The sequence below is a fragment of the Haloferax sp. SDI50 genome, assembly GCF_059802635.1.
The window spans coordinates 1,923,014-1,937,466 of sequence record NZ_JBPULL010000001.1 but is presented as its reverse complement, the minus strand read 5'-3'; the positions used below and the strand labels follow the sequence as shown (position 1 = coordinate 1,937,466).

Here is a 14,453-nt window from a genome sequence, read left to right as displayed (position 1 = left end):
TTGGCGAGCGTTACAACAGCGACCCGAACCAATCGCCCGACCAGTCGGGCACGCCGAGCAGGTCGAGCAGCAGGTCCGAACCCATCCCGAGGAGGTCGACGCCCGCGAGCTGCAGAGCAGCAGCGAGGACGACCGCGCCGGCGATGGTTCCGAGGGGCAACTGCTTCAGCAGGAAGACGAACATCCTACTCGTTGCCCTCCCGCTGGATGAGTAGCACCGCAGCAGCGCCGACCAGCAGCGCGATACCGAGCGTTTGGCTGTCGAAGCCACCACCGGACGACGACCCACCCGAACCGGCAGTCTCGTACTCCTGACGAAGTTGTTTGAGACGGCCGATTTCGGATTCGAGCGCACTCGCGTTCGTCGAGTCGTAAACGTACCGTTGCGGTGCGGTCGTGTTCAGCGTCTCGCCCGTGCGAGTGTTCACAGCCTCGGTAATGGTGAACTCGCTTCCGTAGTCGTCGAGGTCGACCACGGAACCGCTTCCGTCGTCGGCCTGAACGGCCATGTAGAACGTCCCGTTGTTGTCCGAGATGTTATAAGTCGTGCCAGTATCCCATCCGTCGACATCGTCGGCGGTGTAGAACAGCGTCCCGTTCAGAACGGTCGTGTTCGCCGTCGTGCCGTCACCGACTGCGATGGTGTGCGACGCATTGAGGTCACCGCTCGCGCCGATGCTCGCGAGCATGATTGCGGCCTGACCGTAGTAGCCGGTGGTTCCGAAGTCGGTCGAGGCCTCTGCGCCGATGACCGAGGGGTCCATCGTCGCGAGGTCCGTCGAATTGAGTTCTCCGGCAGCGTACTGCGCGTACACCTCATCGGCGTACGGGTCCATGTTGGCCTTCACCTGTGATGCTTGGTCGAGCGCATCAGCGCGGATTTGCTGGTACGCGGAGGCATCGACGATAGGCTTCCATCCGCCCGTTTCGGGGTCCTCGATGTAGATGCGGTCCGCTGAGCTACCCTCGATAAAGCCACTCACCGAGTAGTCGGCGGGCACACCGCCATACTCCGTTTGTCCTCCCGATGGGTCGTCAGGACCGTACACAAGCGATGTAACCTCAAACTGCGTGCCGTTGAGGGCAGTCGCGTTGATGGAGTGCACAACCCAGTCCGCATCGGACTGGGTGGAGTTGTGGGCCTCCGTCGAGTGTATCGAGCCCCCGCCCACACCGACCGCAAGGTTGGTGGTGTCGTCGTTGTAGCCAAGTTGCGTCCATTTGCGAGAGTAGTCGCGGGCGTTCTCCATCTCGATACGAGCATAGTAGTCCTCAATCGTCTCATTGACGCGCTGTTTGGCGACCGGCACACTCGTTCCGTTGTTGAGTTCGTTGATGAGCGTGATTTTGGCTTTAGACGTGGCAACGGTCCGGGCGTTAGCCATCATGTTACCCATTGAGGTCGTGTAGCTGTTTGCGGAGTCTCCGATGCCGAGAGCCTGTGCGTAGGCGTCAGTCTGCGAGATATTTTGATAGTCGATCTGGTCGCCTGCCTCCCAGCGGCAGTCGGTGTCTGCGCCGATGAGCGTGTTATAAGCGGCCCCGATGAGCGAGTCTCCGAGGTTACAGTCGACCCACTCCGCGCGGGCGTCACCAACAGGCGACGCGCCCGGCACGACGCCACTGGTGGACGCGGTCGCGACCAGCAGGAACGCGAAGACGAACGCGAGCCCGCGTCGAGCGAACTCGCGCATCAGAGGCCTCCGGTGATGATGAACGCAGTTGCACCGAGACACGCGGCGAGGTAGCCGAGCGTCGCAGTCGCTTGCAGTCTGGTGAGGCCGAAAGGAAGTGTCATGGTCGGGTTACCTCACGGCGACCGCCCAGCCGACGACCGTAATCAGGAACGCGACTTGCGCGCCCAGCGGGTCGCCCAGTCCGAGCAGGAGGTCCTTGATTTCAGTCACGTACTGCCAGCCGAGGATGACAGCAGGCGACGCCACGATGAACGCCATCTCCCAGTACTCGTAGTGTTCGAGCGACTTCGTCTCGCTCGACATGAACGCCACCGCGTACACGAGGATGCCGCCGAGCGTCGCGTGCTCGCTCGTCAGCGTGTAGTTCGACAGCCACGTGATGGTGATGTCGGAGATGCCACCGAAGGCGTACAGGCCCGTAGCGACGAACACGACCGACAGCAGTGCCGGGATAGTCCGTAGCATCGCGTAGTCCGACGCGAGGCCACTCAGCCCGTTCGAGTAGCGCGACGCCATTACTCGCCCCTCACGTCGAAGACGTGGTACTCGCGCTCTTCAGTCGAGCCGTCGTCATGCTCGATTTCGTACGTCCGCGTCTCGGCGGTCTTCTTGACAGCGAGCCAGCTCCCGTTGCCGAGACCCTTCTTGTCGATGGTCCGGCGAATCTGGCCGTTCGACCAGAACTTCACCCGGTCGCCGAGGTCGCCGCCGCGGGCGAGATGGATTACGTCGTTTTCGTTCGGTCCCACGTCGTGGTCGATGTCGACGATAACGCCGATGACCGGCTCGTCGACTTCGAACTTGATTTCCTCTACTCCGTCGTCGTAGTCGTCTTCGACTTGCGTTTCTTCGAAGTCGTCGAACGACATTGGTTCAGATGCCATACAAGAACAGGGTGGGTTCGAGGTACAGTAGTCCTAAAGGGAACTCTAGTGAAATTGGAAGGTACAGACTCAGAAAACGCAGATTACTGATTCAGCGAGCAGATTTCAATATAAGTCTGCTTATCAGCACCACCAATGGCACAGATTTTCATGAAAATTCTACACTAGTGTTGTATTGTCATCAATAATCCACTCGCTGCAGTACAGCTATCTAAAGCCAATGTATTTCTGAAAAGTTGGGAAAGGGGACCCCAACTAACCCTAAACCGGCCGGGCACCCGGATTAGGGATGTTGCCGGTGTTAACACAGAGGCACCCCGGCATTGTGGAGTCTACACATTTATTATTAAGTCTATTGGTTGGACAGATATCTCTATAACATCTGGAGAAAACCAAACACAGTTGCTCGATACGGTCTCTGTATTCAGTCTGACCTCGCAGGATGCCGCATGCACTCGCGGTCTTTGTCGAAGTAGTCCTCAACGTGCAACACGTGGTCGGCACTCTCTGGTCGGTCGAGGCCGTGCTGTTCGACCAAGTGCCGAGCCATCTGGTGTTTGTTGTAGATGCCGAAGTTACACTCCGTACAGCGCCACATCTCGCCCTTCTGTAGGTCGTGCTGGAGTCGCGTCTCTTGCAGCACCCGCCGGAGTGGTAGCTTCAGCGGGGCCATGTCGACGCCGCCGCCTCCGGGCAGGTGCTCCTCGCCGTCGCGGTCGATAATCGCTTCCAGTCGCCACTCAGACGAGAGCGATGCGCGGCGGAACGATTCTGGTTCGGAGTCGTCCTCCCCATTCATCACCGATTCGACGAACTCAGCGTGCTTCGGATCAATCATGTTCCGGCCGAGCATCGACGCCACCGAGGGCGTCTCGTCGCTGTACTTCAGCTCCGTTTCTACGCGCTTCCGTATCCGCGTCTTTGCCGGCGATTCACCGACACTCGCTGCTGCTTTGGCGCTCGGCCAGCGTTCAGCCAGCGAGCGTTCCGAACTTGAAGCGTCCGACTCGCCACCATCCGCGAGGGCTTCGGCGAGATCGTCATCAGGAACCGGTTCGTCGAGCCGTTCCTGGTCGATAGCCCAGCCGGAGTTACAGCACGCGCACACTACGTCGGGGCCGCGGCCGTCGTTCCACACGACCGCCTCGCCGTGCGCGTCGGTCTGGTTCGACTCGCTGGACTCCGCGCGCTGTTCGCACGCGTCCGCTTTGATGGCTTCCGTGACGATTTTCGACCGCGAGGTTCGGCGTCGAGCAGCCGACCAGTAGATTGCGCCCCACGCGAGGTATTCGACCGGCTTGTCCAGCAGCTCCTCGGTGTAGCCACCCATGTACGCCGCGAGGTACGAACCCATGTTTTCGACGCCGGCGTTCAGCGAGATGCAGCCGTCCGAGTCGTTCAGGTAGTCCGTGTTTCTGTAGTCGTGGGCGCTGAACGAGGCGTATTCGCACTCTTCGACGTGTTTGTCTATCACGCGTTCGAACTCCGGGCCGACCACTTCGAGGTCGAGGTCGGCCGCGTCGAAGTAGACGCCCACGTGCAGGTGCGAGTAGCACGCGTTCATCCCGCTGCCGTCGCCGCCCATACCGTGCGGTTCTGCTTGGAGCCAGTAGCCCCACTCGTCGGCCTCGAGGCCGAGATGGTATTCCATCGTGTTGCGGAGCGTGTCGCGCACGCCGTCGTACGAAAACGCGTCGTGGAGCGCGTCGGTGTGTTCGACCGGCGGAAGCCGCTCTCCGTTCGGCACGGACGAAGCGGTGAACGTGAGCATCGCGGTCGCGGGCGAGCCCCACGCCGCGACTGCTTCGCCGCCGGACGGTCGTTCGCCGCCGCCCATCTGTCGCTGGAGCGCGAGCGCGCGAGCGTATTGCTTGCGCGAGTACGTCTCGCCCCAGGCGTCAGTCAGCGGGAGTTCGAACTCATCGCCGTCGTCGTTCGCGAAGCGCGCGAGCAGCCCTTTGTAGTCTACGTGCGAGGTGAGAAACGCACTCAGTGCGTCCGCCCACGTCGCTGCACGGCGTTTCTCCAACTCCGTCACGTAGAACCCGTTTTCCATCGGGTCTTCTGCCTCTACGTACGTATCGCGCCAGTCCGCTTCGGTCACGATGCGCCGGAGTTTTCGACCGTGTGTTTCGCACACCGGCGTTTCGGCCAGTTCGGGGTATTTCTCGGTGAACTCCAGTACGCGTTCGTGGACTCGTTCGTCGTAGTTGTCCTCTGCTGGAGAACCGGTGGTAGAGGGCTCTACAGAGTTAGTCTCCTTGGAAGGCCGAGAGGCCACACCGTCGGCTGGTGAGTCGCGACCGCCGGCTGCGGGGGTGCCCTCGCTACTCACTGCTACCCCCGTCTGTGCGGATGAAATCGCTCAGACGGCACTGGGCCTTACCGCCGCTCGTTTTCGGCCGGCGGCCGCCGGCCTCATGCGGACCGCCTTCCGGGTCAGGGGCAAGCCCCTGCTTCCGGCCGCTCCGGGCGGACTGGGACCCGCCCTCCGCTGTTCCGGTCCTTGCGGTGGTTTCCTCGGCCAGCTGGTGCGCCCACAGGAGCGAGGTGAGACGATGGTCTCGGGTCTCGTCCTCGATGGCGGGGATGCGCGCGCAGTACTTGCACTCGCGCATCTTCGCCGCGCGCGTCGAGTGATCGACGAGGCACCATTCGTGGCAGCTCCGACATCGGTACTCGACGTACCGCCACAGGTTCGTCGCTCGACGAGCCTGCGACATCTACCGAACACCCCCGGCTAAAGTCATCGCCCGACCGCGGGCCGGTCCGTAAGCAGAGCTTATGGAATTGGGATTTTTGGGCGTTCTGAGATTTCGCGGAAACGGCGAATTTAGGCGCGAGAGGGTCCGTAGAGTGCCTTTTTCATCAGCAACAAACCGACTAAAATTATTATGGGCCCCATGGGGTTCGAACCCATGACCACCCGGTTATGAGCCGAGCGCTCTGACCAGACTGAGCTAGGGGCCCTCGGCCGATTCTTTCCCGTCGTCCCTCTTATGTCTTATCAGAAGCCGTCGCCGACGAACCGGAGACGAACCGCTCGTCGGGATGAGAAATGGAGAAGCGCCACCGCCAGGACTCGAACCTGGGACAACCTCGTTAACAGCGAGGTGCTCTACCAACTGAGCTACGGCGGCTTTCGTCTGCACTCTCTCGTATTCGATGTTTCTTGATAGGGCTTTCGTTTTTAACCGACGGCTGGCGGATGCCACCGCCTGACGCGGTCACGAGCGCACCGTCACGCTTTCGCCCGCCCGCGGGAAACCAGCGAGCATGACGAACTCGGACCTCGCCGCGGTCGTCGCTGCGGTCCGCGAGCGCATCGACCCCGACGAGGCGGAGCGTCGGGCGCTCGCTGACGCCGCGGCGGCCCTCGAATCCCGCGTGTACGACGCCCTCGCGGACCTGCCGGTGGACGCCGACGCGCTGCAAGTCGGCAGCACCGCCCGCGGCACGTGGCTCTCGGGCGACCGCGACATCGACCTGTTCGTGCGCTTTCCGGCCGACCTCGACCGCGAGGAACTCGAAGCGTACGGCCTCGAAGTCGGCCACGCCGTCCTCCCCGACGGCCACGAGGAGTACGCCGAACACCCCTACGTGAAAGGCGACTACGACGGCTTCGACGTGGACCTCGTCCCCTGTTACGACGTGCCGTCCGCCTCGGACATCCGCTCGGCGGTCGACCGGACGCCGTTTCACAACGCCTACCTGACCGAGCGCCTCGACGACGACCTCGCGGCGGACGTGCGCGTCTTCAAGCGCTTCCTGAAGGGCATCGATGCCTATGGGAGCGATCTCCGAACCGAGGGGTTCTCGGGCTATCTCGCCGAACTCCTCGTCGTCGGACACGGCGGCTTCGAACCGTTGCTCCGGGCGGCCGCCGACTGGAGCCCGCAGGTCGAGTTCGACCCGGAAGACCACGGAGCGCGGCGTTTCTCCGACCCGCTCGTCGTCATCGACCCGACCGACCCCGAGCGGAACGTCGCGGCGGTCTGCTCGGCGGAGAACGTCGCCCGACTCCAGCACTACGCCCGCGACCTGCTTTCCGACCCGCGGGAATCGCTGTTCTTCCGGCCCGACCCGCCGGCGCTCGACGCCGAAGGCGTTCGGAGCCATCTCGACCGCCGCGGCACCACGGCCGTCGCCGTCGTCTTCGACTGCCCGGACCTCGTGGACGACCAGCTCTACCCGCAGCTCAGGAAGTCGCTGACCGGCGTCGCCGACGGCCTCGACAGACGCGGCTTCGACGTGTTCCGTCGGGCGACGTTCGCCGACACCGACACCGACGGCGAGGGGCAGGGCGAAGCCGTCCTGTTCGCGGAACTCTCGGTGGCCGAGCGCCCGGCGGTCGAGCGCCACGAGGGGCCACCAGTTCACGTCCGCCAGCACGCAGAAGGGTTCTACGGCGCGTACGAGGACCGCGAGGACCACTACGGGCCGTTCCTCGACGGCGACCGCTACGTGGTCGAGCGCGAGCGCGAGTTCACCACGGCGACCGGCTTCCTCGAAAGCGACGCGCTGTTCGACGTGGCCCTCGGAAAACACGTGGAATCGACGCTCAGAGAGGACGGGTACGACGTGCTCGTCGGTGGCGACGTGACCGCGCTCGCGGAGTCGTTCGGTGCCGAGTTGGGTCGCTACTTCGCGCCGAGGCCGTGAGCGGCGCGCACGTCGTCGACTAGCTCGACGTTCTTCTCGTCGGGGTCTTCCTCGGGGTCCATGGCGATGCGGCCGTCGAACGTCTCGTGGACGGTCGCGACGCCCTCGGAGAGCGTGTCGAGGCCGTAGCCGCCTTCGAGGACGAAGGCGATGGCGGCGTCGGTCGCCTCACAGAGGTCCTGGACGCACTCGGTGAGCATCGCGTAGCCCTCGGTCGAGACGCGCATCCGCGAGATGGGGTCGTGGCGGTGGGCGTCGAAGCCGGCGCTCACGATGAACAGGTCGGGGTCGAACCGCTCGACTGCGGGGGCGACCGCCTCGTCGAACGAGTAGACGTAGTCGGCGTCGCCCGCGCCGGCGTGGAGCGGCACGTTGAGGGTGGTCTCCTCGCCATCACCCTCGCCGGTCTCTTCGACCTCGCCAGTGCCGGGGTAGAGACCGTCCTCGTGGATGGACGTGTAGAACACGTCGCCGCGGTCGTAGAAGATGTCTTGCGTGCCGTTGCCGTGGTGGACGTCCCAGTCGAAGATGGCGACGCGTTCGGCGAGGCCGTCGTCGATGACCGCCTGCGCGGCGACGGCGGCGTTGTTGAAGAAACAAAAGCCCATGGCGTCGTCCTCGACGGCGTGGTGGCCCGGCGGGCGACCGAGCGAAAACGGCGTGTCGCGGCCGTCGTCGCCGTCGAGGGCGGCGCGGGCGGCCCACTCCGCGAGGCCGGCGGAGGTGAGCGCGGCGTCCCACGACGCCTCGACGGCGACGGTGTCGGGGTCCCAGTTGCCGCCGCCGTCGAGACAGAACTCGTGGAACTCGTCGACGTAGCCGTCGTCGTGGACGGCCGCGACGGTGGATTTCTCGGCGGGCGAGGCGTCGACGTACTCGACGCCGTGGCGCTTCGCCAGCCCGCGCCGAATGGCTCGGAGTCGGTCGGCCGTCTCGGGGTGCCGCGGCCCGGTGTCGTGGTCGAGACACGTTTCGCTGTAGCCGAATTGCATTATTCGAAGAGGGAGAAGTAGGTCTCGATGTCCTCGGATTGGACCGTCCGCCGGTCGGCGTGGTGGGCGAGTTTGACGGCGGCGTCCGCCACGTTGACGGCGTAGTCTTCGAGGATATCGGCCAGGGCGATTCGAGCGTCCATCGCGACGCGGTAGCGGTCGTCGATTCGGAGGCGGGCGATGCGGTCGATGGGGGCGATAGGAAGGGAGAGTTCGTCGCGGTCGACGACCTGTTGAACGCCGAAGTCCTCGGCCATCAACGTCTTGCGACCGTCCGCCGTCGCCCGGTCGGCGGCGTCTATCGCGAGTTCCGCGCCGCGGTCCTGAATCCGGCGGGCGAGCGCCTCGGCGGCGCCGGCGCTCACTCGCAACTCACCTGCGTTCTGCCGGATAATCGCGTCTACCGGGGCGAACGGTAGCTCGACACTCATACCCACATATCGGGTCCGTGCGGCGTATAATCCTTTCCGTCGCGGCCCCTTCTGTATTTTATCGCACGGAGCGTTCCCGAGCGGTCGAATTTCGCGCCGAGGAGCCGCGAAAACCGGGCGAACGATAAGTCAGGTTCGACGGTCCGACGACGGCGGGGCGGTGGGTGACCGGCAACCGGCGACCGGCGGCCTATCCGTCCTACTGCTGTGCGCCAGTGTGGACTTCGACCGACTCGGCGCTGATGCGGCCGTCGGTCTCCGTCCCGGAGACGGTCACCTCGTCGCCGAGGCCGAGGTCGGCGTCGGTATCGACGGTCTTGGTCTGCGTGCCGTCGTCGAGGATGACCGGCGTCCCGGCCTGTACGACCGTCCCGGTGAACTCGACCGCCTCGCCGGCGGACTCGGCCGCGGACGCGTCGGACGAGGACCCGCCGGTCGCGGCGGACGTACCGTCGGACGATCCGGACGAGCCATCGGACGACCCGCCGCCGGAGAACGCGCCGAGGCCTTGGTCGCTGGGCGGCGTCAGTGCCGAATCGCCGGCGTCGGTGCCGGCCGCGCCCTCGGGTGCCTCGTCCATCACGGCGACGGACGACCGCCAGCCGGCGGAGGCTTCGAGGTCCTCCTGCCAGCCCTCTTTTATCTCCGCGTCGGTGATGACGACGTAGTCCGCGAGGTCGACGTCGGCGTCGGCTTTCTCGCCCCAGAGGGCGACCCGGATGTCGCCGGTGCCGTCCTTGACGCGGATGTTTCGGACCTGTCCCTCCGAGCCGTCGTCGCGGTCGAAGGTGCGCTTGCCGTCGGCCTCGATGACGCCGCCGGCGATGTCCACCGTCTGGCCGAGTTCCAGCGTCTCGATGTCCGTCGTCTCGGGGACGTACTCGATGTCCTCGTCGATGACCTCGACCGCGCCGCGGGAACCGACGTGGAGTTCGAGCGAGCCGTCGCGCTCGCGGACGTAGCCGTCGACGACCTCGACCGACTGGCCGGGTTCGAGCTCCTCGGCGAGGTCCGCCCGCTCGTCCCAGAGCGTGACGCGGACGCGACCAGTCGGGTCCCCGACCGAGAGGTTCGAGACGCGGCCCTCGGTGCCGTCGTCGCGGTCGAACGTCCGGACGGTGCCGGCGTCGAGAATCTTGCCTTCGAGGTTCACGTCCGAGAGGCCGAGCGCGAGGTCCTCGACGCGGTAGGTGTCGAGCACCTGCACGTCCACCTCGGCGTCGAGGTCCTCTTCGACCTTGCTCGCGCTGACTTCGACGCCGTTGTAGCCGTCCTTCGGGCGACCGCCGATGCGGAGGACGGTGCCGACTTCGAGGTTCTCCTTCGCGCCGGTGGCCATCTCGTCCCACAGCGAGACGCGGATGCGGCCGGTCTCGTCGGCGACCTCGATGTTGACGACCCGCCCGTCTTCGTCCTCGCCGTCGCGCTCGAACGTCCGCACCTCACCGATGCTGACGACCTTGGCGAGGAACTTCACGTCCTCCATGCCGGGTTCGATGTCGGCGATGCCGTTGACCTCCTCGTCGCGCAGTTCGTGGGCGATGAGCATCGCCGCCGTCTCCTCGTCGGCGAGGCCGCCCATCTGTTCGACCTTGTCGTTGACCGCCGCTTCGAACTTTTCGAACTCGACATCGGTGTCGAGGTCGTCGTAGACCTCCCGAATGACGCCCATCAGGCGTCACCTCCCGGAACGAAGCGCGCGCGTCGCGGCAGACCGAGCGTCGTACTCATACTATGGACGAACAGGGAAGGGCGGCGCTTAAGCGTTGTTTTCCTCCGGATTGGAACGCGCGAGTGACGGCACAAATCGAGCGACATAGCGGGGGTGGCCGCGCCCTCGGCTTTGAACGTTCGGACGCGACCGTCAGGGGGCCACGTCGATGCGAGCGACCTCCCGGCGGCCGTCCGCGTCGTCGTGGACGACGACCGCCCGGCCGGGGAGCCCGCTTTCGAATCTGAGCGTCGCCTCGTAGCCGCGGACGACCGGCGATTCGGCGCAGTTCTCCGCGTCGGCTCGCTCGACGGTCTCGACGACGAGCGTGGCCGTGTTCGACCCCGCGTCGTAGTCGGCGCGCGCGAGTCGGGCGATAGTGCAGTCGGTCGCCCCCGAGACGCACCCGACCACGGAGACGCCGGTTTCAGTCTCGGACGCGAGCGCCCCGCCGTCCGCCGGGCAGGCGTCGGCGCGGACGGGCGTGAACGACCGCCCGACGAGTCGCGGACGGCGGGGCGTCTCCGTCGCCGTCGGCGACGCGGTCCCGGTCTCGTCGCCGGTGCCCGCCGGTGACTGCTCCGCCGCGTCACCGCCGCTCGAACACCCGGCGAGCGAGGCGCACAGCCCGGCTGTTCCGAGGAGGAGCGCGCGTCGATTCACGTGCGGAACTAGGCCCGCTCGCGAAAAAGTCCTTGCGTGCGACACACACACCGACGCCCGCCTCGTGCCGTGGTCCCGCGGTTCACTGGGAGTTCACATCGTAACCGTCTTAAGTAACCGTCGAGTACCGAAGGATGCAGCAAGACAGTCCTGATAGGGTAGTGGACTATCCTCCTGGCTTGCGGAGCCAGGGACCGGAGTTCAAATCTCCGTCAGGACGTTTTCCTTTAGAGCACTACTCTCCGAGAGCCCTCTGTGGCTCTCGGTCCGTCTGCGGTGAGCGGCCACCGAGGAGATTTGAACAGGGAGCGTAGCGAACGTAGTGAGCGAAGTGAGTGGGTTCAACTCTCCGTCAGGACTCGACGTGGGCGGCCAGTCCGAGGTCCAGTTCTGCGACCCCGTCGAGCACCATGTCGGCCATGCGGCGCGCCCCGTACTCGCTGAAATGCGTGTCGTCGGCGATTCCCACCGGATAGTTCGGGTGTTCGCCGGGTTCGAGGTGGTTGTAGAGCGCCGTCGACTCTGTGGGGCCGAGTTCTTCCAAGAGCGACCGCGTTCGCTCGTCCATGTCGATGAGTGGAACGTCGCGGTCGCGCGCGACGGTTCTCGTCAGGTCGGCGTACTCGCGGTGAGTGTCTTTCGGGACGCCGTCGTCGTCGAACTGGCGGCGCGCGATGGGCGTGAGCAACACGGGTGTCGCCCCCTGTTCGCGCGTCTCGCCGACGAACTTCCGAAGGTTGTCGACGAACGCCGCCTCGGTCGTGTGCTGTTCTTTCGACGGCACCTCGTCGTTGTGGCCGAACTGGACGAACACGTAGTCGGTCTCGGTCAACTGGCGGGCGACGGGACGCCAGCGACCCTCTTCCAGAAACGTGCGGGTGCTGCGACCGTTTCGGGCGTGGTTCGCCACCGTGACGGGGTCGTCGAAGCGGTCGGCAAAGGGCATTCCCCACCCGGTCTCCGGGCGTTCGTGCGCTTCCTTATCGGCCATGGTGGAATCCCCGACGAGATGGACGGTAATCGACTCGGACGACATTTCGATAGCGCTCGTCCGGGCGACGTATAGTGACACCGGTCGGGTCAATCGACGGAAAAATCAGCCCCTAACCGTCGCTAGCGGGTTCCTACCCGTCGGGACGTGGCGTTCGACCGACCGACGGAGCGCCGACCGCACTCGGCAGTCCGGACCGAAAAGTGAGCTTACGCCTCGTCGTACGGCGGTTCGAGGCCGGGCGACCGCTCGTCGTCCTCGCGGCGGCGGACCGACGAGGTCGTGCGCGACCGCTGTGGACGGGGGCGAGGCGGCTCCTCTGACCGGGGCTTCGCGGCCCACGACCCGTGGCAGTCCCGACAGTAGTTGCCTTTGTACGCCCGCGTGAACAGATACTGCTCACCGCAGCGGATACAAACCGGGGACTGGGTCATCGTTCGACACCTCGGACGAGGGTTTCGAGGGCATTCATGTGCTATCATACCTCATATGTTCCCGAGAGGGATAAGTATGCAAGCCCTACGCCGCGGGAGTGCGCCCTTCGCGGAATCTTTACTCGTGGACGGCGAACGGTTCGCATGGACGATTCGCTTCGCGCAGGCGTCGCCATCTACAACGCGGGCGCGTACCGGGCGGCCCACGGCGCGTGGGAGTCGAAGTGGCTGTCGCTCGACCGCGGCAGCGACGACGAACGGTTCCTCCACGGCCTCATCCAGTTCACCGCCGCGGTCCACCACGCCCGCGACGGCAACGACTCCGGCGCGGGCGGCCTCGCTCGGAGCGCGCGGGAGTACCTCGACGGCCTCGCAGACGACTACCGCGGCGTCGACCTCGCCGGCGTTCGAGAATCTCTCGCGCGGCTCGAAGCCGACCCCGGCGTCGCCGCCGACCCGCCCGCGCTCCGACTCGACGGCCGGGTCGTCACGTACGACGACCTCGATTTCGACGCCGTCGCGGTCGCGGCCGAGACGCTCGCGGAGGAACTGGACGGCTACGACGAGTCGGTCGTCGCCGACGCGGTCGAGTACGCCCGCGAGGAAATCGGCGACGGGGAGCAGACGCAGTTCACGGCGATGGTGTTCGACTTCGTGCGGAACGAAGCCCAGCGCGGACTGGTGTTTCAGCGATTGAGCGAGCACGTCCGCCGGCGGCGACGCCGCGAAGACGACGTGAGCGGCCTGTTCGAGTGAGCAAAGAGGGGAGTCGTCGAACGTCGCTGGAGGCGAGACCGTCTCAGAAGTACGCCTTTCTGATGACGAACGAGAGCCAGACGACCGGGGCGAGGGCGAGGAGCAAGCCGACGATGCCTATCAGATACTCCCCTTCGACGAGTCCGCGCGCCCATCCTCGACCGAGGTGGAAGACGAACAGGGAGCAGACGAGTAACACCGCGTCGCGGAGCGAGAGTCCCGAGTTCTCCGCAGTGGAACCAAGTAATGACATTACGCTCCCATTCGTGTCGAATTTCTATAAAAATTTTCCCGGCACGTTCGAGCGTCTATGCCCGGCCGTGTCACGCGACGGTCTAGCCGAAGAATCGGGGTTCGACGGGGCCAAACGTCGGAGTTCCGACGCCGCAATCAGGCCTCGTCCAGCGGTTCGCCCTCGAAGGTGAACTCGGCGGAGTTGTCCTGCGGGTCGTAGCCGAGCACCGCCCGAGCGCGGTCGATGGAGTAGTACTTACGGTCGTTGTCGGAGATGCCGTAGACGATTTCGTAGTCGTAGTCGGCCTCGATACAGCACTCGAAGAGATGCCCGCAATCGCGGTACGACAGCCACATCGCCTGCCCGCGTTCGTACTCCTTCGGCGGGTGGTGCTGGGTGAGGTTGCCGATGCGGACGTTCACGACCGAGATATCGTGGTGGTCGTGGTAGTAACGACCGAGCGTCTCGCCGGCGGCCTTGCTCACGCCGTAGAGGTTACTTGGGCGCGGTAGTTCCGTCCCGTCGAGTCGGAACTCGTGGTGTGGGCGGTACATGTCGGGCGTCCGGTCCGTCGTTTCGTACGCCCCGACCGCGTGGTTCGAGGAGGCGAACGCGAACTTCTCGACGCCGGCGTCGACCGCGGCGTCGAACATCTGTTGGGTGCCGTCGATGTTGTTCCGCAGGACGCTGTCCCACGGCGCTTCGGGACGCGGGTCGCCCGCGAGGTGGATGACAGCGTGGACGCCGTCCATGGCGTTTCGCACGGCGGTCTCGTCGGTGACGTCGGCGACGTACACCTCCGTGGAGTCGACCGAGTCGGGAATCTTCTCGTCGGAGAGTGGCTCGCGGTCCAACAGCCGCCAGTCGTAGGCGTCGCCGATGTACCCTAGTATCGCCTGGCCGACGCGCCCGCCAGCCCCCGTCAGCAAAACCGGCTGGTCCATTCGGTGTAACCTCCGACGAGGGAGGCTAAGTAAGGACCGATTCGCGCTCGCTG

15 protein-coding genes and 3 tRNA genes are annotated in these 14,453 nt (G+C 65.1%); 3 read left to right on the top strand and 15 right to left on the bottom strand.

Features of this window, described 5'->3' with window-relative positions; translation table 11 throughout:
- Nucleotides 1-10: 10 nt before the first annotated feature.
- The 7 genes from ACSR87_RS10225 to ACSR87_RS10195 form a co-directional block, all read right to left on the bottom strand.
- The gene (locus tag ACSR87_RS10225; RefSeq protein ID WP_498530383.1) at nucleotides 11-184 is read right to left on the bottom strand and encodes a hypothetical protein; all 174 of its coding nucleotides are present in this window, start codon (nucleotides 182-184) and stop codon (nucleotides 11-13) included.
- Nucleotide 185: 1 nt separating this feature from the next.
- Nucleotides 186-1,694 carry an Env/VP5 family phage fusion protein gene (locus ACSR87_RS10220; protein ID WP_498530382.1) on the bottom strand — a complete coding sequence of 503 codons (1,509 nt, stop codon included), beginning with the start codon at nucleotides 1,692-1,694 and terminating at the stop codon, nucleotides 186-188.
- 111 nt (nucleotides 1,695-1,805) lie between these two features.
- Nucleotides 1,806-2,213: a DUF8023 family protein gene (locus ACSR87_RS10215; protein WP_498530381.1), complete on the bottom strand. Its 408-nt coding sequence runs from the start codon at nucleotides 2,211-2,213 to the stop codon at nucleotides 1,806-1,808.
- A complete protein-coding gene (locus ACSR87_RS10210) occupies nucleotides 2,213-2,581 on the bottom strand; it encodes a hypothetical protein (RefSeq protein WP_236995487.1) in 369 nt (122 codons plus the stop codon). The genes ACSR87_RS10215 and ACSR87_RS10210 overlap by 1 nt, the downstream gene beginning before the upstream one ends.
- Before the next feature lie 424 nt (nucleotides 2,582-3,005).
- Nucleotides 3,006-4,685, bottom strand: coding sequence for a hypothetical protein (locus ACSR87_RS10205; RefSeq protein ID WP_498530380.1), 1,680 nt, complete (start codon nucleotides 4,683-4,685; stop codon nucleotides 3,006-3,008).
- Between the two features lie 791 nt (nucleotides 4,686-5,476).
- Nucleotides 5,477-5,551 (bottom strand) — tRNA-Ile (locus ACSR87_RS10200).
- A gap of 97 nt (nucleotides 5,552-5,648) precedes the next feature.
- Nucleotides 5,649-5,721: transfer RNA gene (locus ACSR87_RS10195), tRNA-Asn, on the bottom strand.
- Between the two features lie 136 nt (nucleotides 5,722-5,857).
- Between ACSR87_RS10195 and cca the strand changes: the two genes are divergently transcribed.
- Entirely contained in the window at nucleotides 5,858-7,243 is a 1,386-nt protein-coding gene (gene cca, locus ACSR87_RS10190) for a CCA tRNA nucleotidyltransferase (protein WP_498530379.1), read from the top strand.
- Here cca and ACSR87_RS10185 read toward each other — a convergent pair.
- The 4 genes from ACSR87_RS10185 to ACSR87_RS10170 all read right to left on the bottom strand — a co-directional run bounded on the left by ACSR87_RS10185 (nucleotide 7,222) and on the right by ACSR87_RS10170 (nucleotide 11,040).
- On the bottom strand, nucleotides 7,222-8,235 hold the full coding sequence (locus ACSR87_RS10185) for a histone deacetylase family protein (protein ID WP_498530378.1): 1,014 nt from the start codon (nucleotides 8,233-8,235) through the stop codon (nucleotides 7,222-7,224). The two genes, cca and ACSR87_RS10185, sit on opposite strands and share 22 nt — an antisense overlap.
- Nucleotides 8,235-8,666: a histone gene (locus ACSR87_RS10180; RefSeq protein WP_004044404.1), complete on the bottom strand. Its 432-nt coding sequence runs from the start codon at nucleotides 8,664-8,666 to the stop codon at nucleotides 8,235-8,237. The genes ACSR87_RS10185 and ACSR87_RS10180 overlap by 1 nt, the downstream gene beginning before the upstream one ends.
- Before the next feature lie 199 nt (nucleotides 8,667-8,865).
- Nucleotides 8,866-10,338: a single-stranded DNA binding protein gene (locus ACSR87_RS10175; RefSeq protein WP_498530377.1), complete on the bottom strand. Its 1,473-nt coding sequence runs from the start codon at nucleotides 10,336-10,338 to the stop codon at nucleotides 8,866-8,868.
- Nucleotides 10,339-10,530: 192 nt separating this feature from the next.
- Nucleotides 10,531-11,040, bottom strand: coding sequence for a hypothetical protein (locus ACSR87_RS10170; RefSeq protein ID WP_498530376.1), 510 nt, complete (start codon nucleotides 11,038-11,040; stop codon nucleotides 10,531-10,533).
- Between the two features lie 147 nt (nucleotides 11,041-11,187).
- Here ACSR87_RS10170 and ACSR87_RS10165 point away from each other — a divergent pair.
- Nucleotides 11,188-11,260 (top strand) — tRNA-Arg (locus ACSR87_RS10165).
- A gap of 132 nt (nucleotides 11,261-11,392) precedes the next feature.
- Here ACSR87_RS10165 and ACSR87_RS10160 read toward each other — a convergent pair.
- Nucleotides 11,393-12,076 carry a rhamnogalacturonan acetylesterase gene (locus ACSR87_RS10160; protein WP_498530375.1) on the bottom strand — a complete coding sequence of 228 codons (684 nt, stop codon included), beginning with the start codon at nucleotides 12,074-12,076 and terminating at the stop codon, nucleotides 11,393-11,395.
- Nucleotides 12,077-12,240: 164 nt separating this feature from the next.
- On the bottom strand, nucleotides 12,241-12,465 hold the full coding sequence (locus tag ACSR87_RS10155; RefSeq protein WP_498530374.1) for a DUF7564 family protein: 225 nt from the start codon (nucleotides 12,463-12,465) through the stop codon (nucleotides 12,241-12,243).
- A 144-nt stretch (nucleotides 12,466-12,609) separates the two neighbouring features.
- On the opposite strand from ACSR87_RS10155, the gene ACSR87_RS10150 reads away from it, so the two are divergent.
- A complete protein-coding gene (locus ACSR87_RS10150; protein ID WP_498530373.1) occupies nucleotides 12,610-13,221 on the top strand; it encodes a DUF309 domain-containing protein in 612 nt (203 codons plus the stop codon).
- Between the two features lie 43 nt (nucleotides 13,222-13,264).
- Here the strand turns inward: ACSR87_RS10150 and ACSR87_RS10145 are convergent, their stop codons facing one another.
- Nucleotides 13,265-13,474 carry a hypothetical protein gene (locus tag ACSR87_RS10145; protein ID WP_405309319.1) on the bottom strand — a complete coding sequence of 70 codons (210 nt, stop codon included), beginning with the start codon at nucleotides 13,472-13,474 and terminating at the stop codon, nucleotides 13,265-13,267.
- Nucleotides 13,475-13,611: 137 nt separating this feature from the next.
- Nucleotides 13,612-14,400: an NAD-dependent glucose-6-phosphate dehydrogenase gene (gene azf, locus ACSR87_RS10140; protein ID WP_498530372.1), complete on the bottom strand. Its 789-nt coding sequence runs from the start codon at nucleotides 14,398-14,400 to the stop codon at nucleotides 13,612-13,614.
- Nucleotides 14,401-14,453 lie beyond the last annotated feature (53 nt).

Coding starts and splice junctions, on each gene's coding strand:
- ACSR87_RS10160 (WP_498530375.1), bottom strand. CDS start 12,076: ATGTCGTCCGAGTCGATTACCGTCCATCTCGTCGGGGATTCCACCATG.
- ACSR87_RS10220 (WP_498530382.1), bottom strand. CDS start 1,694: ATGCGCGAGTTCGCTCGACGCGGGCTCGCGTTCGTCTTCGCGTTCCTG.
- cca (WP_498530379.1), top strand. CDS start 5,858: ATGACGAACTCGGACCTCGCCGCGGTCGTCGCTGCGGTCCGCGAGCGC.
- ACSR87_RS10150 (WP_498530373.1), top strand. CDS start 12,610: ATGGACGATTCGCTTCGCGCAGGCGTCGCCATCTACAACGCGGGCGCG.
- ACSR87_RS10185 (WP_498530378.1), bottom strand. CDS start 8,235: ATGCAATTCGGCTACAGCGAAACGTGTCTCGACCACGACACCGGGCCG.
- ACSR87_RS10225 (WP_498530383.1), bottom strand. CDS start 184: ATGTTCGTCTTCCTGCTGAAGCAGTTGCCCCTCGGAACCATCGCCGGC.
- ACSR87_RS10180 (WP_004044404.1), bottom strand. CDS start 8,666: ATGAGTGTCGAGCTACCGTTCGCCCCGGTAGACGCGATTATCCGGCAG.
- ACSR87_RS10215 (WP_498530381.1), bottom strand. CDS start 2,213: ATGGCGTCGCGCTACTCGAACGGGCTGAGTGGCCTCGCGTCGGACTAC.
- ACSR87_RS10155 (WP_498530374.1), bottom strand. CDS start 12,465: ATGACCCAGTCCCCGGTTTGTATCCGCTGCGGTGAGCAGTATCTGTTC.
- ACSR87_RS10145 (WP_405309319.1), bottom strand. CDS start 13,474: ATGTCATTACTTGGTTCCACTGCGGAGAACTCGGGACTCTCGCTCCGC.
- ACSR87_RS10210 (WP_236995487.1), bottom strand. CDS start 2,581: ATGGCATCTGAACCAATGTCGTTCGACGACTTCGAAGAAACGCAAGTC.
- azf (WP_498530372.1), bottom strand. CDS start 14,400: ATGGACCAGCCGGTTTTGCTGACGGGGGCTGGCGGGCGCGTCGGCCAG.
- ACSR87_RS10175 (WP_498530377.1), bottom strand. CDS start 10,338: ATGGGCGTCATTCGGGAGGTCTACGACGACCTCGACACCGATGTCGAG.